Consider the following 19,929-nt stretch of genomic DNA (forward strand, 5'->3'; position numbering starts at 1 on the left):
TTCCACAATTTCGCGGTTCTGTTGCCAGTAACGGTAACTAAATGGCAAAAACATTGTTTTTTAATAATGACTTAGGTGGAAGTATTAATATTATCAGCGAGTTTTCGGACGCACTCTATCTAGTGTTACTTGAAATGCTAAGCCAAGGCCTTGTCCAGCTGATACCCAGCCCCTCGCTTGGATGCTTTTTACAATGGTCGACACGGGTCTCGAGCTAATGGAACGATATTGTTACGCGTCTCTCAGTTTCCGATTTCCATAGTTGGGCAAAGCTTTGTGCAGTAGGTTGGTGGGGATGGAGGGGGCTACAACATGTGCCGGCAAATAAAGACCTTCCAAAACGTTACGCAGGTTAACGAGGATTTTCGCAAGGCGGCAACAAGTCAGGCTCCTGTCTAACCAGTGTCGGCGGCATCGTTTCAGAACGAATATTCGAAACTGTAGCGAAGAACAAAAGATCCCATTGCTAGGCGCACCGATATGAAACGAGGCCGTAGCCGCGGCTCACTTTAGACCACAATGAAGAACTCATCTTTTGTGTTGCTGGCAACTGGCGCAACTCGCCTGTTGACGGTGAACTCCTCGACATGTTGACGATGGAGGCCGACGCATCTAGTGAACGACAAACGTTCTCTGATCTGCGCTTTCGTCTATAAGTGAGGAACACAATACGCTTTGGACAGTTTTGTTTTCGTGGGGCCCAGCCGTATTCGGCGGACGCGGCCTTTTTGTGTTCACGTTGCAAGCGGATCAACACTCGAACGTCCCGAATGGCTCGCCCTTCTGGTGGCTGACGATATAAATTGAGGGACTTTTATGGCCAGCGACAAGCTCTCAACCTATAAACGAAAACGGGATTTTAAAAAGACACAGGAGCCGAGCGGCAAAGCGAAACTCAAGGTTTCGAACCGAACGCGCTTCGTCATCCAAAAACACGCTGCCACCAGGCTACATTACGATCTTCGTATCGAGCTGGACGGCGGGTTTAAATCCTGCGCGGTTACAAAAGGACCGTCACTTGATCCCCATGATAAGCGCCTTGCTGTCGAAGTTGAGGATCATCCACTCGACTACGGTGATTTCGAAGGCACCATTCCGAAAGGCCAATACGGCGGGGGTACCGTGATGATCTGGGATCGCGGTTATTGGGAGCCGGAGGGCAATGCGAACCCCAAACAAGCGCTTGCCAAAGGTGATTTCAAGTTCAAACTTGAAGGCAAACGACTGCGCGGGAGCTTCGTGCTGGTTCGCATGCGCAATGACCGTGACGGCGGCAAGCGCACTAACTGGCTGCTGATAAAACATCGTGACGCCTTTTCGGTCGAGGAAAATGGCGAGACGATCCTCGAGTATAACGCGACCTCGGTCGCGTCGGGACGGACGATGGAAACAATCGCTGCCGGTAAGGGCAAGGAACCTAAATCGTTCATGATCGAAAGGGGCGAAGTGCAGGCGGACGCGGTCTGGGACAGTAATCATGGTCTTGCAGCCGATAAACGCGGCGCAGAAGCGAAAACCCAGTTAAAGTAAGCAGGGGCAACAGTAAAGACTGCGATGCCCGACTTTGTTCCTCCACAGCTGTGTGAAACGCGCGAACGTCCGCCTGCGGCCGACGGTTGGATCCATGAAATCAAATTTGACGGTCACCGCATCCAGATGCACATAGATAACGGCGTGGTGACGCTGAAGACACGCAAAGGACAGGACTGGACAAGCAAGTACCCGGCGGTCGTGGCTTCGGCCTCCAAGCTTCCCAATGCCATTATCGACGGAGAGATCTGTGCTCTAGACGAAAACGGAGCGCCAGACTTCGCTGCCCTTCAGGCAGCGCTATCTGAAGGGAAGACGGACGCTTTGGTCTTCTTTGCCTTCGATCTGTTGTTCGAAGGCAACATGGATTTGCGCGAATTGCCTCTTATCGAGCGTAAAGACCAACTGCAGACACTCTTGACGGATGCAGACGATGATCCACGCCTGCGCTTCGTAGAGCATTTCGAAACTGGAGGCGAGGCAGTTCTTAAGTCGGCCTGCCGAATGTCGCTGGAAGGAATCGTCTCGAAACAGGCTGACGCTGCCTATCAGGCTGGCCGTACGGCGACCTGAGTCAAGGCCAAATGCCGGGCGGGACATGAAGTGGTGATCGGAGCCTATGCCAAAACGAATGGAAAGTTTCGCTCTCTGCTGGTCGGCATTAACCGGGGCGACCACTTCATCTATGTCGGTCGAGTCGGGACGGGATATAGCGCAAAGATCATCGACAGGATTCTCCCAAAGCTTCGCGAACTAAAAACCAATAAATCTCCGTTTACAGGGATCGGCTCACCCAAGAATGATTCCGATATCGTCTGGCTACAGCCGGTGCTCGTCGCCGAGATTCAGTTCGCCGGCTGGACTTCTGATGGACTTGTGCGCCAGGCGGCGTTTAAAGGCCTGCGAGAAGACAAGTCAGCGCGGGAAGTCGTCGCCGAAAAGCCTGCACCGCCTGTAGAGGCCGAAGTGCCCTATCAAGAGGTCTTTTTGGCAGGGCGAGAAAGCAAGTATTATGGGCGTACTGATCTCCAATCCTGAGAAACCGCTGTGGCCCGATGCCAGTGATGATCAGCCGGTGATCAAGGTCGAGCTTACGCAATATTATGAAGCCGTGGGCCCTTGGCTCATCGAACATATCAAGGGCCGGCCATGTTCGATCATCCGAGCCCCGGATGGCATTAGGGGTGAGCAATTTTTCCAGCGGCATGCAACGCATGGAACGTCGAGCCTGCTCGAAATGGTCACTGTCTTCGGCGATAAAAAACCTTACCTGCAGATCGATCGTGTCGAGGGGCTCGTCGCCATCGCGCAGATTGGCGGCGTCGAACTGCATCCCTGGAATTGCGAACCGAAACAACCAGAAGTGCCAGGCCGGCTCGTCTTCGATCTTGATCCGGGTCCGAACGTGCCCTTCTCCACTGTGGTCGAAGCCGCCCGCGAGATGCGTGATCGGCCAGAAGAACTCGGACTTGTTAGCTTCTGCAAAACCACTGGGGGAAAGGGTTGCATGTCGTGACGCCGCTTGCTGTAGCAAAGAGCCATAAACTGGGCTGGCCAGAAGCAAGAAGCTTTGCCCACGACGTCTGCTTGCAGATGGCGCGAGAGAACCCAAATCTCTATCTGATCAAGATGGCCAAGAATAAGCGCGAGGGTCGCATCTTGCTCGATTACCTGCGCAACGACCGGATGACTACCGCTGTTGCGTCATTGTCACCGCGAGCCCGACCCTGCGCCACAGTATCGATGCCATTGACATGGAGCCAAGTCAAAATAGGTCTCGATCCAAAGCGGTTCACCCTTCGTACGGTGCCCCACTACTGGCGAATATAAATGCATGGCAGGATTATTGCGACGGGCATCGTTCGCTCGACCAGGCGATCAAGCGCTTGGCAAAGTCAATGAAGCAGGCGGCCTGAACGAAAGACGTTCAAACGGCGCGTGAACGTGAATTTACAATTTAGCGTTAGGGAATAAACAGAAAACCGATAGCGATGCATCCCTCACCGATTGGAGGCGCCTTCTTTCCTCTCGTGTTTCGTGTCGTACAAATCCGTCGGAGTCGAGGTAAAGCGCTCCAGTATCTCCGATAGACGAATTTTAAACTCGAGAAGACATTACTACGAAAAAGGCTGTGGAAATGCGGTTGATATCCATTGGAAAACGCGTGGATAAAATTCTCACTACAGAGCCGACATTCGGATTAAGTATTCGTCAATCTTTCTTAAATTCCATCGAATAGCCGAGCCGAAACAGTACTAAACCTACATATCGAATCGAGGGATTGGTGCCGTCCATGAATAATTGGCTGACACGAGATCTGGATACGCCGAGAAGGTCTGCCAAATCTGCATGAGACATACCTTTTTCCTGAAGCGCAGTCCTCAAGGTCTCTTGGAAGGCGATAACATAATCTTCTGCAACATATTTTTCCACGTCATCCCAACGCTTCATAATCCGCGCCATGAGCTATAACCCCCATCTTTGTCGAAAGCTTGCTAACAATTGGCCTGTAAAGCTCCGATTTGTTTGGCTTATATATCACTCTTTGGTAGCCGGTAATATCTTTCAGGCCTATCAGGGGTCCTGCGAGAAGTCCGCTGCCGGCGGGCCTCATGATTTGAGCAGGTTACTTTTTCGCAGAGCAGTTGAAGGCGTTGGAAGAGGGGCGGAAGTCATAAACGAAAGATGGTGGGGATAACTGATAGTATAAATGTCATCAAAGTCTACACTATTCGTGCTATTCAAGGAATATAAGAGCTGCCGTTACAGAAATTATCGGTATTAACTGCAGTATGTGATTCAAGTGCTCGTATTGTTCTAGCGCAATTGATTTGAAAACACCAATCGTTAAAAAAAGGGACCCTTAAAAGGGAGCGCTATTTTTTCATTGCTGGCGTCATACAGCCATCCCATCGCCTTTTTCAATTAGAGGCGTTCTAAACGGAATGCGGGGTGCCCATGCGTAGGCGCTGAAAGCAGAAGCGCACCGCCAGATGAAATGGGACCGCAGCAACTGATAGCTCTTCGTTCAAACAGCGAGCGACACAGTGAGACTAAGCCGGACATTCTTCCGTTTTGGTTAAACCGACAACGCGTATTAAGACCAAATTGCCAAACGGCAAAATCGATTGTGACTAAAGCCGCTACTGCCATTAGATAGCGTACCATTTTTTATCCTGCATCTTGATTAAGCAGCATTTTGAATTTGCGCAAAGAATAGATGCAAGCAGTGCCATTGGCGGGACTCTTTCATTTGGCGCGATAAGTTCGTTCAGAAACCGCTCGCTCCCCCGCGCTTCTTATTGCTTACGTGATCGGAGGATAGTCCGTAGTGCAAACAAGAGAAAAACTGCCGCGACGATGCCCCAAAGCTGGCCGCCACTGGTGAGATTGCTCCCATCTTCAGTTAAGCAGCTCGATGACGCTTCGGCGATACAATCGTGCCAGCGCCAATACCGTTCATAGTAAAAGTAGCCAAAGCCAAAGCTGGCCAGAAGATAGCAAATGGTTTTCATGAAAGCGATATCGCGCGATACGAGCCTTAAGTAAACATGAAGAACAGCTATTTGTTGCGGAGCGACATCCATTCAACACGCGTTTAACGTCATGCCACTTGAATAGTTTGCTAGTACGGTTAAAGTAACGTTGTCTGTTTCTAAACGATAGGAATGTTCAATGACGACTTTTGCATTAGCTAATTTGCACGATGTTGTCATGGGCAAGGATATTCTCGACTACCTCAAAGGAATAGATGCTACACTTGCACCCTTCGGGGGAAAATACGTTCTTCATGGTAATGGCAATAAAGATGTTCTAGAGGGCGAATTCTCGGGAGATCTAATAATGATCTCATTCCCAGATCGAACTTCAGCCGAGGGCTGGTATAATTCTCCAGAATATCGAAAACTGCAACCACTACGAGCTCAAAATTCGAAAGGTTACGTAATTCTGGTGGACGGAGTTAAAGAAGGACATCGAGCAACCGACATTTTGGGATAAGCGAGAAGCAGCCTGACAGAGCACTCATCGGGTGCTGTAATTGTGCCAGAGTATATGGCCTAGTAGATAACCTTACGAAGGGGCTAACGTCGGTGGGCCACTAATGAGAACGGTGACGCAGAATTGGTGTTGGGAGGGCGAAAGAAGCTCTCTTGCTGGTCGAGTCCCAGCTGATCAGCTTGCCCAAGTCTTATCCCCGACTTGGTTGAGCCTATAACGAATATATAGCGAGTTATCACCACATTCAGCTGCCTCGCTGACGCGGGGCCTTTTCGTTGGACGGCAGCATGACCCGCAGAGCAAGGAAGCTGAATTAATCAACGATATGGTTGAAAAAATCAGCTTTCATCGCTGAAGATTTTGCACGGGTTCATCTTGCCGAAATTGCCGCAATCCTTGAAGAAATTGGTCATCGTCACGAGCTTGTATCAATATCCACACGCTTAACATGAACGTGGGGCAAACGATGTCTAAACGGAAGGTAGCTAGGTCGTACTTTCCTCGATCTGGTTGCTACAAGGTAGGTACCAGATTGAAAAGAAGCAACAAAGCGTCAAAATGAAGAAGCCTTAATTTTTGGAGTTTTCTAATAAACTTTACCTCTCTTAGCTCGACTTTGCACAAAATTGGCATCGATTTTGAGTGCCGCACTGAGCGTCTTTGGTGAATCAATTCGCCGCAGCTTGTGACCTTGCGTCATTCGTCTGATCGGATTCGAACTGTTGAATGACCAAAGCAGATGAATGCAATAATGAGACCGGGGATGCGGTTCCTCATCGTCTTCACCAATGGCTAGAGCCTTTTCGTTGCGGGTTCACAGCGCCCACATGGAGTCATCTGCTCGTCCTTGTCATGGGAGCTCTCCTTGCACCGGGGAAGCGAACAGTGACATCGTGTCTGCGAATTACGGGTCGCGCCGATGTGACCAGCTTTGCCACTTATCACCAGTTTCTCAATCGGGCTCGCTGGAACCCACGCTTGTTGGCAAGACACTTATTATCCATTGTTGTGACACGGCTTGTACCCGAAGGCCCCGTTGTCATTGGAATGGACGATACAATAGAACGGCGATGGGGTCAGCGTATTGCTGCTCGAGGTATATACCGAGACCCGATACGTTCCAGCCATGGTCATTTCGTCAAGGCCAGTGGATTGCGGTGGCTGAGTTTTATGGTTCTTTCACCGGTCCCCTGGGCCAAATGCCTCAAAGCAATGCCTGTGCTGACAATCCTGTCTCCCTCAGAACGATATAGCCAGAAGATGCTCCGAAGACACAAGATGCTGACCGATTGGGCAAGGCAGGGCCTGCTGCAGATATGTCGTTGGCTACCAGGTCGCCAGATCATCTTTGTCGGCGATAGCAGCTTTGCGGTTCATACACTGGCCGCAGCACTTCCAGACAGGGCTACGCTCATCACTCGGTTGCGCCTCGATGCTAATCTTTTTGCAGCACCGTCTCAAAGGCATGAACACACGCTCGGACGACCCGCGCAAAAGGGGCAACCCTTGCCAAAACTAAAAGCTGTGCTCAAGGACACAAATACCTCGTGGCAGCAGATTGCAGTATCGTCGTGGTATGCCAGACAGACCAACAAAGTTCTCGACATCACGTCGGGAACAGCTCTTTGGTATCGACGTGGAACACCACCCAAACACATTCGCTGGGTCATCGTTCGCGATCCAACATCTCGCCGCGAACCGCAGGCCTTCATGAGTACGAATACGGATCTTGATCCTGTGGAGATCATTACCTTCTACGTTCGTCGCTGGCAGATCGAGGTCACTTTTGCCGAGACCCGTGCGCATCTTGGTGTGGAAACGCAAAGACAGTGGAACGATAAGGCCATTCTGCGCACGACGCCGTCTTTGATGGCACTCTACAGCCTCGTAACACTGTGGGCGTGTGATCTACTCGGTCCGAACAGTCTTCCATATGCCGCGTCATGGTACAAAAAAACAAGCTGCACTTTCTCCGACGCCATCGGTGCAGTTCGTATGGTTTTATGGCACCAGGATATTTATCGACAGTCCGCGTTTCACCCGGACATACCTAAAATACCGCCAGGCCGGATCAAACGTATGGCCGAGGCACTTTGCTTCGCTGCTTAATGTGCAAAGTCGAGCTTAGCAGGTTCAACTGTTGATCTCTCATCACGGAAGATAGTTTGAAAGCAATAATCGGATGGCATCGCCATCTGACGTCAGGCTAGACTGCGCTGATGCAATGTTCGGGAGAGACACCTCGTGGAGTTACACAACAAGACTATAATCGTCACGGGCGCAAGCAGCGGAATCGGTGCGGCAGCAGCTCAATTGTTCGTAGACGAAGGAGCCAATGTGGTTCTCGGTGCCCGGCGAGCACGAGAACTTGAAGCTATTACAGAAGGACTCAATCGGGCAAATGGCAGAGCCGTGTTTTTGGCTGGCGACGTGAAGGATGAGGCCTACGCCGCTGCTCTTGTAGACCTCTCCAAAAAAGAGTTTGGTGGGTTGGACGGCGCATTCAACAATGTCGGAATTGTGGGCGAGATGCAGCCCGTTCCGGATATGAGCCTCGGCAATTGGAGCAACGTGATTTCAGTAAATCTGACAGGTGCATTCCTGGCCGCCAAGGCGCAGATACCAGCAATGAGGGTACGCGGACAAGGCTCCATCGTTTTCACTTCATCATTTGTTGGGTTTAGTAACGGTGGCATGTCTGGTATGGGAGCTTACGCGGCGTCTAAAGCAGGATTGATCGGTTTGGCAAAGTCGCTGGCATCAGATCATGCGGCCGAGGGCATACGTGTTAATACCTTATTACCAGGCGGTACGGTCACACCAAGTGGGGGAGAAGGAAATCGGGACGCTCTGAAGTTCATTGCCAGCCTGCATCCCATGAAACGGATGGCAAGTCCCCGAGAGATTGCGCAGGCTTCCTTGTTTCTTCTTTCAGATCGGTCTAGTTTCGTAACCGGGAGCCCATTAATCGCAGACGGCGGAATGTCCGTGAGGTTGACGTAACGACGGTAAGAAACGCTCCCAATAGCTATAACCGCACTATTGGGAGGCGGGGAGTACTTAATATTACGGCCAAGCGAACTACTGTGCAAATCTCTCGCCGATCGCAATCGAAACGGCTTCCCAAACCGCGTCCACTGCAGCGGCGGAACGGCTCACAGATCAATTCAAATTGCCCTGTTATGTAGTTCATAATGCAGGGCGAGTTGAAAGATAATGCGCTGGTGATCGTTTAACATCCCCAGACGAAAACCTCGTTCTCGTCTTAGCGCCTCAATTGGCAATAACTCATTGAGTTTCGCCAATCAGATTTACTGAGATCGCCTTCCTTCACAACTGCCCCCCGAAAGTTGCTTTGGTTCAGATTTAGCTCAACGCGTCAGTAAGGTGCACCCCGAATTTTGGTAGTATAAGCGTTTTCATTGAAACTCAGCTATTGGCAATTCTACAGGATGTACTACATTCTTAAAAAAAACACGGGATCATTCTGTCGATTCAAAAGCCGCTTCGGTAACACAGCAATTATGCGCTGGCTCGATAGTATCACACCTAGTTGCCGTAGCGCCCGGAAAGGCGTGGGGAATCAAATTCAGAACACGGGCTTGACCCGTCGCAACATAGTCTGGGAGGACACTATGATGAGGTTTATCACCACTCTGGCGACGACACTTGTTGTCTCGTGCGCTGCTTTCAACGCAAAAGCGCAAAACTATCCCGACCGGACGATCACAATGGTCGTGCCTTTTGCGGCTGGTGGGCCGACCGATACTGTGACGCGACTTGTTGCGGAATCCATGTCCAAGGACCTCGGACAACAAGTTATCGTCGAGAATGTCGGCGGCGCAGGCGGAACACTTGGCGCCGGGCGCGTTGCAAGCGCTGATCCTGATGGCTATACGCTACTGCTTCACCATATCGGAATGGCTACGAGCGCCACTCTCTACCGCAAGCTCGCCTATGATACGCTGAACGCGTTCGAATATGTCGGTCTGGTCACGGAGGTTCCTATGACCATCGTTGCGCGCAAGGATCTTGAGCCAACCGATCTCAAGGAACTGACCGAATATGCCAAGGCCAACAAGGATACCGCGACAGTCGCCAACGCTGGTATCGGCGCAGCTTCGCATCTTTGTGGCATGTTGTTTATGAGCGCGATTGACACTCCACTTGTCACAGTTCCTTACAAGGGGACCGGTCCCGCCATGACTGATCTTCTCGGCGGCCAGGTCGACATCATGTGCGACCAGACAACCAACACCACGAAGCAGATTCAGGCGGGTACAATCAAGGCTTATGCGGTAACCTCACCTGAGCGCCTTGAGGTGTTGAAAGACATTCCGACATCAAAGGAAGCCGGTGTGGACGGCTTGGAAGTGGGTATCTGGCACGGTATCTATGCGCCTAAGGGAACCCCGGACGAAATCACCGAACGCCTGTCGAAATCACTTCAGGTTGCCCTTAAGGACGAGAACGTTGTTGGCCGTTTTGCCGAACTTGGAACAGAGCCGTCTTTTGAAGCCGATGCCACACCAAAAGCATTGAAGTCCAAGCTAGAGTCCGAAGTTGCGCGCTGGAAGCCGATTATTGAAGCAGCCGGACAATACGCGGACTGATCGTATAATAGGCAATTAGGGTTTGGGTGAATATCCCTTGATTGCATTTCCGCCGTTCGCAAAAGCCGCAGCAAAGTACCCCTGACCTCACTTGCCGGGCCACCGGCGCAGCCCTTTCAACGGCAAATCCGAAAGACGATAGGCCCATGACCGAGCCTTCAAGTAAATTTTCGATAGATACGGCCAACGGTTTGTGCGGTGCGCTCCTCACCATGACCGGCGTTTTTTTTGCCTATCAGTCGCTGACTCTGGACCTTGGTACACCGCTGCGCATGGGGCCGGGATATTTCCCGCTTGTCCTTTCTGGTGCACTGATAGTGCTTGGACTGGTTGTTTTTGTCCAGGCGACACGTCTCTCCGGCGAGCCGATAGGCCCAATTGCATGGCGCGGCCTGCTCTTCATACTGCCGGCGCCGATATTCTTCGGCTTGACTGTGCGTGGCCTCGGCTTCATACCGTCACTGTTCCTGACATGCCTCATTGCTTCTTTCGGTTCGTTGCGCATGAACCCGTTCACAGCGATCATTCTTGCTGCTGCGATAACGGCATTCTCCGTCATTGTTTTTAGCTATGCGCTTGCACTTCCCTATCAACGTTTCGGACCCTGGTGGCCGGTTTAGGGAGCGCGGATATGGATCTTTTTGGCAATCTTGCGCTTGGTTTTTCGACCGCATCGACGCTTGCGAACCTCGGTTTCTGCCTAATCGGCGTGTTACTTGGCACATTGATCGGGGTCCTTCCAGGCATCGGTGCCACGGCAACTATCGCCATGCTTTTGCCGATCACGTTCCAGATCGGGGATCCGGTATCTGCGCTGATCATGCTTGCGGGTATCTATTATGGAGCCCAGTATGGCGGCTCGACCACCGCAATTCTCATCAACATGCCCGGAGAATCCTCGTCTGCGGTGACGGCCATCGACGGCTATCAGATGGCGCGGCAGGGCCGCGCCGGTGCAGCACTAGCAATCGCAGCAATAGGTTCGTTCTTTGCCGGTACTGTCTCCACCTTTCTGGTCGCAATCTTTGCTCCTCCACTCACCGAAATTGCTCTCAAATTCGGATCGGCTGAGTACTTCTCGCTAATGGTCGTCGGACTGGTGTCCTCCGTCGCGTTGGCGCACGGTTCGATAATTAAGGCTCTTTCGATGGTCGTTCTGGGACTTTTGCTCGGCCTTGTGGGGACCGATATCTATACCGGTACGCCACGTTTCACGCTCGGCATCACGGAATACGCTGATGGCCTCAATTTTGTCGCTGTTGCCGTTGGCGTATTTGGTATTGCAGAAATTCTACGCAATCTCGAAAACGAACATTCGCGCGAATTGCTGATGGCCAAGGTCACAGGATTGATGCCGACGCGAGATGATTTCAAGCGCATGACGGGACCAATCCTGCGCGGAACTGTGATCGGATCCGCCCTCGGTATTCTGCCTGGAGGTGGAGCTATTCTTGCATCATTTGCATCATATACTGTGGAAAAGCGTATATCCACGACACCTGAGGAATTCGGCAAGGGCGCAATTGCAGGTGTTGCAGGGCCAGAATCCGCTAACAATGCGGGCGCGCAGACATCCTTCATTCCAATGCTAACACTCGGCATTCCTGCCAACCCTGTTATGGCGCTGATGATCGGCGCCATGATTATTCAGGGCATCGTGCCGGGCCCGAATGTTGCAACCGAACAGCCAGCATTATTCTGGGGCGTGATCGCATCCATGTGGATCGGCAATCTTATGCTAATCATCCTGAACCTACCGCTGATTGGTCTATGGGTGAAGCTCCTAACCGTGCCTTACTATGTGCTGTTCCCGATTATTATGACGTTTTGTTCCATCGGCGTTTATAGTGTCAATTCCAATGTCTACGATCTCTTCGCAGTCGCATTTTTTGGCTTCATCGGCTATCTTCTCACCAAACTGCGTTGTGAACCTGCTCCCCTGCTATTGGGCTTTGTTCTCGGTCCATTGTTGGAAGAACATCTGCGTCGCGCCATGATCCTGTCTCGCGGAGATCCTGCAACGTTCGTCACCCGGCCGATCAGCGCCACTCTGCTTACCCTGGCGGCAGTCGTTCTCGTGGTTGTGCTGCTTCCATCGGTACGCAAGAAGCGCGACGAGGTCTTCGTCGACGAGGGATAACCCGGCTTGAACCAAGAGCTGACCATGATACTGTGGTTTTATATAAGAAGTGATCTTGGACAATCGTTCCACGTTGTCAGTCTATGCGTCGCGAAACTTTTTTGCCTTTGACTCACCCAGCCTTATACCTCGTCAAGACAGATGGAATGTGAGTCCGATCAATCCTGGTATGTTCGTACAACTGACAGTGGAATGTGAATGGCCGCAAAGCGAAATTCCACCGCAGGATTCCTCTTCTCATCGGCAGCCAGATTTACAGGAAACAGGATAATCTCTATGAAGCCTCGACGTCGCTCGATCGGCCCCCGTCGCCGTTATCCCATTGCCTGTTCATAGTTCATCCGCCAGGGCGATACCCAAAAGCGCGGTTGTGTTGTGCGCGTAGCCATTGCTGCGCTTTGCTTTAAATGTATCAACCCAGCTCGAGCTGAGTGAATGTGGCGTAGATTGCAAACTTCCCTCGTACGGAACGTTCTAGCGAATGCTGAAAACTTCTGGATAGGGGGACGAGGCGACACATCATCACATCTGCGTCGACAACAAAAAACACGTGTCTTGCTGAATCTACGTTTTCGCTTGAAGCGGGCAAAAACTGAGGAAAGTGAATGCCGTCGGATGTCGACAATGCGCTAGAAATGCGTTGCCAGATCATCGCTATGTAGCAGATTGGATGGCCAGAAGGTTTGCTAATACCTTCTTTTACCTCCACACCATTCCCGTTTTATGTCGCTCGTATAGACGAGGGTCAGCTTTTGCGGCCAACCCCTGACGGGGTAAGACTCGCCCGCATTTTTTGCAAAATTCGATTTAGTTTTTCCATGCGAGGGCAGGCACTTTCACCCGCAAGCGGCAAAAGTGCGCCATCACTTAAATATGGCAAATAGAATTTTGCAAAAAATGCGGGTGAGCTGACCGCAGCAGATCCATCGTCTCTTCGTGCGCCATCGGGAATGGTCCCGAGCAACCGAAGGAAACAGAACCATGGCCACCACAATCGCAACCCTGACGCAGAAGACTGACGGTACTTTCGAGGGCGTTTTCGCCACCATCCGGGTCAATGCCCCGATCGCCATCGTCCCGAACACTACCAAGGTCAGTGAAGAAGCCCCCGATTTCCTGGTTATTCATCGCCTAAGCGGTTTCGAGATTGGCGCCGGATGGAACCGTATCGCCCGTCAGACCGGTGAAGAGTACGTCTCCATAAAGCTGGAAGCCCCGGAAATTGGCGTGCTCTTCGGCAACCTCGCGCAAGCCCCGGGCGGTGATCCGGATAGGAAAGTCATCCTCTGGAATAACCAGAACTGAACCACGAATGGAGCCGGTCCCGAATTTCGGGGCCGGCTTTTCTATGTAAGGTCCGGCTGTATCTGCACTGACAGTGGAACGAGAGCAGGTGTCGAACCTGCTTTCGTTCTTCTTATGACGAACAATCATCAGCAGAATGGAACCGGTTCTGATCCAGTGATTTTGTCTTGTATCCCCGTGCTCATTTTATCCGCAGCAGATCGAGGAACATTGACACTGCTTCTTCTTCCCGTTTGAAATGATGTATCTTTGTTTGTCCGGTTGCGCCGATACGATCCCATCTGCGTATCAGAAAGGGAGCCTGAACAGGGTAGTCTCGATAGACAGCACATAGGAATGCGGCATGGCATATGTTCGGGCGGGCCGCCTTCGACAATGGGATGCTGTGCGCTTCGCCTATGGAGCTTCTTTGAAACTGAGGGTTTAAGCGCCGTGTTCGACGAACGACCAAACATCGACGCGCATGCAGGGTTGCAGAACCTGCTTTGCCTGTTTCATCCGGTCGTTGATGTGTTAATGATCCGCGGATCATCACGCTGCCCATTGTGTTTGCGGCTTTCGTCAAGACCGAAGTCGCCCATGGGGTGCCTTATCGGTTGTTCCTTTTGATGACTGTCGGCTTTGTTGGAATATCGATGGGTTATTCGAGGTTCGCTGATTGGTTCGCGCTGCCCGGTGCTGAATCCTGCAGCACTCAGTTGCTGCCCTCCGCTGCGCTCACAATATTCAGTGACTTTTATGTTTCCCCGCTTTGACGAACCGGTTGACTTCTGCGGCTTCGTCCATTTCCTTTCGCCGGAAATAGATCGCACGACCACACCGGATCGGACTGTGTGGCCCTGTAGGATGATGATCTGCTCGTCATTGGGCTGCATCTGAAACTGTAACATCTCCGCGCTCAGACACAGGGGATCGGAAAGCGATCTCGCCCAAATCCTGCAAGCGTTGATATTCTGTTGTTGCGGGTGACAATCTCGCCAGTTCCAGAAGTCCGCCCAGCAGGAATGCCCGATCGACATTTGATAAACCCGCACGAATGACGATACTACCGAGCAGGATTTTCTCTCGGGCCACTTTTTTGCGATCAGTTGCCATGAGGAGCCTCCGCCGCCGCTCCAATCTCGCCATTTGTCTGTTTATGCGGCCAAGCTGTTTCCCCATTGGTCTTCTTTGTTGGCGCTTTAGGAAATCGCGCGGCGATCTCTTCGACGATGCGATCGATGTCCTCATCGCTCAGTTCCATTTCTGCTAATCCTGCCTTTGTTGCAGCACGCGCAAAGCGGTCAGCCGATTTGACTATCAAGAGTTTTCGACGTTCACGCAGCTTTTCGATTTGTGTGTCGATATCGGCTATCGAAACTTTGGCGGCCATCAGTCGGCTTCCTTCTGTAGGGCAAAGTAGTTGGAAGCTTAACTGACTAGAAAACGACAGTCAAATAAGCTAGCCTGCATAGGCCTCCTGAACGTCACTGCGGCTATTTCGTCATGGATCATCTTTGGGAAAGGCGGCATCGGCCCTTGGGTCCGAATGATTTGAGGGCGCAATATACGTCGCTCGCGCGACGTTTCCTGGAAGGCGAGGAGATCGGTCGTGGCGATCATGTTCATCAGAGCGCAGGTAATCAGCAGAAGCGCGGGGCGTAGCGTCGTTTCGGCGGCCGCTTATCGTCATCGCGCCCGGATGTTGGACGAACAGGCTGGGACCTCTTTCAGCTATCGTGGTGGCGCCAGTGAACTCAAGCATGAAGAATTGGCGCTTCCGGACCAGGTCCCAGCGTGGCTGAGGTCCGCAATAGACGGCAGAAGTGTCGCTGCAGCAAGTGAGGCTTTGTGGAACGCGGTCGACGCGTTCGAGACGCGGGCGGATGCACAGCTTGCGCGTGAACTCATCATCGCACTGCCGGAGGAACTGACGCGGGGGGAGAACATAGCCCTTGTCCAGGAATTTGTTCGGGACAATCTGACTTCAAAGGGGATGATTGCTGACTGGGTTTATCACGACAAGGACGGCAATCCTCACATCCATCTGATGACGGCCTTGCGGCCGCTGACTGGAGAGGGGTTTGGGGGAAAGAACGTGCCGGTGCTTGGGGGTGATGGTGAGCCGCTCCGTGTGATCACGCCGGATCGACCGAATGGAAAGATCGTTTACAAGCTGTGGGCTGGCGACAAGGAGACGATGAAAGCCTGGAAGATCGCCTGGGCGCAAACAGCCAATCGGCATCTGACGCTTGCTGGCCATGACATTCGTCTTGATGGACGCTCCTATGCTGAGCAGGGCCTTGATGGAATTGCCCAGAAACATCTTGGGCCGAAAAAGGCGGCGTTGGCACGCAAGGGTATTGAGATGTATTTTGCACCGGCGGCCCTTGCCCATCGACAGGAGATGGCTGATCGGCTCCTGGCCGATCCCGGCTTGCTGCTGAAACAACTTGGCAACGAGCGCTCGACCTTTGATGAAAAGGATATGGCGAGAGCGCTGCACCGCTATGTCGACGATCCATCCGATTTTGCCAATATCCGTGCGCGGTTAATGGCATCGGACAATCTTGTCTTGTTGAAGGCGCAGCAAGTGGATTGGCAAACTGGCAAGGTGACTGAACCCGCAATATTCACCACGCGCGAAATTTTGCGCATCGAATATGACATGGCGCGCTCGGCGGAAGTTTTGTCACAGCGCAAGGGGTTTGGGATTGCGGACGCGAAGATTGCGAGGGCTGTCCGGAGTTTTGAAACGGCTGATCCGAACAAGTCTTTGGTGCTTGATCGTGAACAGGTTGAAGCCGTCCGTCATATTGCTGGTGACAGTGCCATTGCTGCTGTTGTTGGACTGGCAGGTGCCGGCAAGTCGACGCTTCTTGCCGCTGCCCGTGTTGCCTGGGAACATGAGCATCGTCGTGTCTTCGGAGCAGCTCTTGCAGGAAAGGCTGCGGAAGGACTGGAGGAGAGTTCTGGTATCAAATCGCGAACCCTTGCGGCGTGCGAACTTGCCTGGGAAAATGGTCGTGATCTGCTCAAACAGGGCGACGTGTTGATCGTTGATGAAGCCGGTATGGTGTCCTCGCAACAAATGGCGCGGGTGTTGAAGGCGGCAGAGAATGCTGGTGCGAAGGTGGTTTTGGTCGGTGACGCGATGCAGCTTCAGCCCATCCAGGCGGGTGCTGCTTTCCGGGCCATAGCGGAGCGCATTGGCTTCGCTGAGCTTGCCGGTGTGCGCCGTCAGCGAGAAACATGGGCACGTGATGCCTCACGAATGTTGGCCCAGGGCAAGGTCGGGGAGGGGTTGGATGCCTATGCGCAACACGGGCATATATTCGAAGCTGAGCGGCGTAGCGAGGCCATAGAGCGTATTGTCACTGACTGGAGCAAGGCGCGCCAACAGGCAATTGCGACCTGTGTTGCCGCGCGCAACGGCGGACGACTGCGCGGCGATGAGATGCTCGTGCTTGCCCATACCAATGAAGATGTAAAGCGGCTCAATTCCTCCCTTCGTACTGTGATGAACAGGGAAGGCGCGTTAACAGAGGTTCGAGAATTCCGGACCGAGCGGGGTGTCCGCGAATTTGGCTCTGGTGATCGGATCATCTTCCTTGAAAATGCTCGGTTTGTTGAAAAGCGCGCAACCCGCCCTGGTCCACACTATGTCAAGAACGGCATGCTCGGCACGGTCGTTTCCACCGGTAGCAAGCGCGGTGGCCCACTGCTTTCAATCCGTCTCGACAATGGAAGTGATGTGGTCCTTAGTGAGGACAGTTATCGCAACATTGACCATGGCTATGCGGCGACGATCCATAAATCGCAAGGGTCGACCGTTGATCGGACCTTCGTACTTGCCAGCGGCATGATGGATCAGCATCTGACCTATGTGTCGATGACCCGCCATCGTGATCGGGCTGATCTTTATGCAGCGCGTGAGGACTTTGAACCAAAACCGGAATGGGGCGGGAAATCGCGTGTCGACCATAGGATGGGTGTCACTGGGGAACTGGTTGAGACGGGCGTGGCAAAGTTCCGGCCGCAGGATGAGGAAACGGAGCAAAGCCCCTATGCCGATGTGAAGACCGATGAGGGGACTATACATCGTTTGTGGGGCGTCAGTCTGCCCAGGGCCTTGTCCGAGGGTGGGGTGTTGAAAGGCGACACGGTTCTTTTGAAAAAAGATGGTGTGGAAATCGTCAAGGTCAAAATCCCTGTCATAGATAAGGAAACCGGACGGAAGAGTTTCGAGGAACGCGAGGTCGAGCGAAACGTTTGGACGGCAAAACAGCTCGAAACTGCCATTATACGAAGTGAGCGGATTGAGCGTGAAAGCCACCGTCCGGAACTGTTTGGGCAACTGGTTGAACGTCTTGGCCGTTCAGGTGCAAAAACCACAACGCTCGATTTTGAGAGTGAAGCTGGCTATCAGGCGCATGTTCGCGACTTTGCCAGAAGGCGCGGGATCGACACGCTTGCCGGGGCTGTGGCGGGAATAAAACAGCGTGTCGAACAAAAGCTGGCGTGGCTTGATGACAAGCGCGGGCAGGTGGCGAAACTCTGGGAGCGGGCCAGTGTGGCGTTTGATATCGTGATCGAGCGCGAAAGAAGCGTTTCCTATAATGACGACCGTTTTGAAAACCTTGCAGCACGATCACCTGAAACATCAGAGCGGGGCGGCGGCGGGCCATATCTTATTGCACCCACAACCCGGTTTGCACGCAGCCTCGAGGAGGACGCCAGACGTGCTCAGCTTCACTCGGATCGCTGGAGGGAACGAGAAGCCATTCTTCGGCCTGTATTGGAGAAGATCTATCGCGATCCCGACCGTGCGCTGGCCAGGCTCAATGCGCTTGCGTCGAACAGGCACACAGAACCCCGCCGCCTTGCGGAGGATCTTGCGACCACGCCGCAGCGTCTTGGTCGCCTGTTAGGATCGGATCGCCTCGCTGATGGCCGTGCTGCCCGTGGTGAGCATAAACAAGCACGCGCTGCACTGTCAGAACTCAGCCCTCTCGCGCGTGCTCATGCGACAGAATTCCGGCGCCAGGCCGAAGGCTTTGGCCTTCGCGAGAAGCAACGGCGAGCGCATATGGCATTGTCGATCCCGGCGCTTTCGAAACCGGCAATGGCGCGCCTCTTAGAAATCGAAGCGGTCCGCAAGAGCGGCGGGCCTGATGCCTACAAGACCGCCTTTGCCTATGCCGTCGAGGATCGTCTGCTGGTTCAGCAAGTGAAAGCCGTCAATGAGGCGCTGACGGCGCGCTTCGGCTACTCCACTTTTACGGATAAAGTGGATGGGGTTGTTCAGCGCAATAGGCTTGAGCGCATGCCGGACGGTCTTACCCCTGAACGTCGAGAGAAACTGACACATCTGTTTGGCGCTGTGCGCCGCTTTGCAGACGAACAGCATATTGCTGAAAGGAAAGACCACAGGAAGTTGGTTGCAGCCGCCAGCGTTGAGCCTGGCAAAGAGAGCACTCTGCGTCTTCCGATGCTTGCAGCCGTGACAGAGTTCAAAACGCGCGCTGAAGACCAGGCTCAAACGAGGGCGCTCGCAGCAAACCATTATAGACACAATCGCGCAGCCCTGGCCCAAACAGCGTCCAGCATCTGGCGTGATCCTGCTGGCGCCGCGAGCACGATTGAGGGTCTGATCCTGAAAGGCATTTCTGGCGAGCGGATCGCTGCGGCTGTGGCAAACCATCCCGAAGCCTACGGCGCGTTGCGCGGTTCTGAGCGCATCATCGACAGACTACTGGCAGGCGGTCGCGAGCGAAAGAACGCCGTTAAGGCCGTTATGGAGGCGGAAAGCCGTATCAGATCGCTGGCAGCGTCCTATGTCACCGCTCTCGATAGCGAGCTCAAGGTCATCGTCGAAGAGCGTCGGCGTATGGGAATTGCAATTCCCGGAATGTCGCCAGCGGCTGAAGATGCGTTGCGTGAGCTTACAGCGGGGATCAAAACGAAGGAGACCAAGCTCGATATTGCCGCACGCTCACTCGATGCCAGAACCTGGCAGGAATTTACCCGGGTAAGCCGGGCGCTCGATCTCAGGTTTGGACGCGATGCGATCTTGCGCGGTGAGAAATCGGTCGTCAACGTCGTACCACCACAGCAGCGCCAAGCATTCGAGGCCATGCAAAAGCGACTTAAAACTTTGCAACAGGTCGTTCGCATGGGAAGTACGGAGCAAATTGTAGCAGAGCGTCAGCGCCGGGTCGTGGAACGTGGTCAGAGTATTCAGCACTGAGTTTTAAGGAGAAAAAACGGCGAACGCCATTAACGGAAAGTATCTCATTGCGGCCAGCCTAAGAAGCCCACTACCGAGATATTTAGCCAAGCGCCTGGCGTTGTGATCGAGGG

12 protein-coding genes and 2 pseudogenes are annotated in these 19,929 nt (G+C 53.0%); 9 read left to right on the top strand and 5 right to left on the bottom strand.

The features are described from left to right. Nucleotides 1–816: 816 nt before the first annotated feature. Nucleotides 817–3,446 (top strand): annotated as a pseudogene (gene ligD / locus CES85_RS26880) (DNA ligase D). A 295-nt stretch (nt 3,447–3,741) separates the two neighbouring features. Here ligD and CES85_RS26885 read toward each other — a convergent pair. Further along, nucleotides 3,742–3,981, bottom strand: coding sequence for a helix-turn-helix domain-containing protein (locus tag CES85_RS26885; RefSeq protein ID WP_157743548.1), 240 nt, complete (start codon nt 3,979–3,981; stop codon nt 3,742–3,744). 1,224 nt (nt 3,982–5,205) lie between these two features. Between CES85_RS26885 and CES85_RS26895 the strand changes: the two genes are divergently transcribed. From CES85_RS26895 to CES85_RS26930, 7 genes are all read left to right on the top strand, one after another. Next, on the top strand, nt 5,206–5,529 hold the full coding sequence (locus CES85_RS26895; protein WP_095448795.1) for a DUF1330 domain-containing protein: 324 nt from the start codon (nt 5,206–5,208) through the stop codon (nt 5,527–5,529). Nucleotides 5,530–6,255: 726 nt separating this feature from the next. Continuing rightward, nucleotides 6,256–7,638, top strand: coding sequence for an IS701 family transposase (locus CES85_RS26900; RefSeq protein WP_095448796.1), 1,383 nt, complete (start codon nt 6,256–6,258; stop codon nt 7,636–7,638). A 135-nt stretch (nt 7,639–7,773) separates the two neighbouring features. After that, nucleotides 7,774–8,532, top strand: coding sequence for an SDR family oxidoreductase (locus tag CES85_RS26905; protein WP_095448797.1), 759 nt, complete (start codon nt 7,774–7,776; stop codon nt 8,530–8,532). A 632-nt stretch (nt 8,533–9,164) separates the two neighbouring features. Then, entirely contained in the window at nt 9,165–10,142 is a 978-nt protein-coding gene (locus tag CES85_RS26910; RefSeq protein WP_095448798.1) for a tripartite tricarboxylate transporter substrate-binding protein, read from the top strand. A gap of 146 nt (nt 10,143–10,288) precedes the next feature. Beyond that, on the top strand, nt 10,289–10,762 hold the full coding sequence (locus tag CES85_RS26915; RefSeq protein ID WP_095448799.1) for a tripartite tricarboxylate transporter TctB family protein: 474 nt from the start codon (nt 10,289–10,291) through the stop codon (nt 10,760–10,762). An 11-nt stretch (nt 10,763–10,773) separates the two neighbouring features. Continuing rightward, nucleotides 10,774–12,282 (top strand): tripartite tricarboxylate transporter permease, encoded by a 1,509-nt coding sequence (locus CES85_RS26920; RefSeq protein ID WP_095448800.1) that lies wholly within the window; start codon nt 10,774–10,776, stop codon nt 12,280–12,282. Between the two features lie 981 nt (nt 12,283–13,263). Then, nucleotides 13,264–13,587 carry a DUF736 domain-containing protein gene (locus CES85_RS26930; protein WP_095445250.1) on the top strand — a complete coding sequence of 108 codons (324 nt, stop codon included), beginning with the start codon at nt 13,264–13,266 and terminating at the stop codon, nt 13,585–13,587. A gap of 181 nt (nt 13,588–13,768) precedes the next feature. Here CES85_RS26930 and CES85_RS28390 read toward each other — a convergent pair whose 3' ends face one another. The 4 genes and pseudogenes from CES85_RS28390 to CES85_RS26945 form a co-directional block, all read right to left on the bottom strand. Beyond that, a complete protein-coding gene (locus tag CES85_RS28390) occupies nt 13,769–14,131 on the bottom strand; it encodes a WGR domain-containing protein (RefSeq protein ID WP_434063373.1) in 363 nt (120 codons plus the stop codon). A 182-nt stretch (nt 14,132–14,313) separates the two neighbouring features. Beyond that, nucleotides 14,314–14,450 (bottom strand): annotated as a pseudogene (locus tag CES85_RS27505) (type IV secretory system conjugative DNA transfer family protein); the annotation flags it as partial. Next, nucleotides 14,449–14,682 (bottom strand): conjugal transfer protein TraD, encoded by a 234-nt coding sequence (locus CES85_RS26940; RefSeq protein ID WP_095448801.1) that lies wholly within the window; start codon nt 14,680–14,682, stop codon nt 14,449–14,451. The pseudogene CES85_RS27505 and the gene CES85_RS26940, both read right to left, overlap by 2 nt. Then, nucleotides 14,672–14,959 (bottom strand): TraC family protein, encoded by a 288-nt coding sequence (locus tag CES85_RS26945; RefSeq protein WP_095445253.1) that lies wholly within the window; start codon nt 14,957–14,959, stop codon nt 14,672–14,674. Before CES85_RS26945 ends, CES85_RS26940 begins: the two co-directional genes overlap by 11 nt. A gap of 219 nt (nt 14,960–15,178) precedes the next feature. Between CES85_RS26945 and traA the strand changes: the two genes are divergently transcribed. Next, entirely contained in the window at nt 15,179–19,816 is a 4,638-nt protein-coding gene (traA, locus tag CES85_RS26950) for a Ti-type conjugative transfer relaxase TraA (RefSeq protein WP_095445254.1), read from the top strand. The last annotated feature ends 113 nt before the right edge of the window (nt 19,817–19,929 follow it).

The sequence above is a fragment of the Ochrobactrum quorumnocens genome (assembly GCF_002278035.1).
Lineage (GTDB): Bacteria > Pseudomonadota > Alphaproteobacteria > Rhizobiales > Rhizobiaceae > Brucella > Brucella quorumnocens.

What these genes read in the sequence shown, in the direction of transcription:
- CES85_RS26885 (WP_157743548.1), bottom strand. Translation starts at nt 3,981, where the DNA reads ATGAAGCGTTGGGATGACGTGGAAAAATATGTTGCAGAAGATTATGTT.
- CES85_RS26895 (WP_095448795.1), top strand. Translation starts at nt 5,206, where the DNA reads ATGACGACTTTTGCATTAGCTAATTTGCACGATGTTGTCATGGGCAAG.
- CES85_RS26900 (WP_095448796.1), top strand. Translation starts at nt 6,256, where the DNA reads ATGACCAAAGCAGATGAATGCAATAATGAGACCGGGGATGCGGTTCCT.
- CES85_RS26910 (WP_095448798.1), top strand. Translation starts at nt 9,165, where the DNA reads ATGATGAGGTTTATCACCACTCTGGCGACGACACTTGTTGTCTCGTGC.
- CES85_RS26915 (WP_095448799.1), top strand. Translation starts at nt 10,289, where the DNA reads ATGACCGAGCCTTCAAGTAAATTTTCGATAGATACGGCCAACGGTTTG.
- CES85_RS26920 (WP_095448800.1), top strand. Translation starts at nt 10,774, where the DNA reads ATGGATCTTTTTGGCAATCTTGCGCTTGGTTTTTCGACCGCATCGACG.
- CES85_RS26930 (WP_095445250.1), top strand. Translation starts at nt 13,264, where the DNA reads ATGGCCACCACAATCGCAACCCTGACGCAGAAGACTGACGGTACTTTC.
- CES85_RS28390 (WP_434063373.1), bottom strand. Translation starts at nt 14,131, where the DNA reads ATGGGCAGCGTGATGATCCGCGGATCATTAACACATCAACGACCGGAT.
- CES85_RS26940 (WP_095448801.1), bottom strand. Translation starts at nt 14,682, where the DNA reads ATGGCAACTGATCGCAAAAAAGTGGCCCGAGAGAAAATCCTGCTCGGT.
- CES85_RS26945 (WP_095445253.1), bottom strand. Translation starts at nt 14,959, where the DNA reads ATGGCCGCCAAAGTTTCGATAGCCGATATCGACACACAAATCGAAAAG.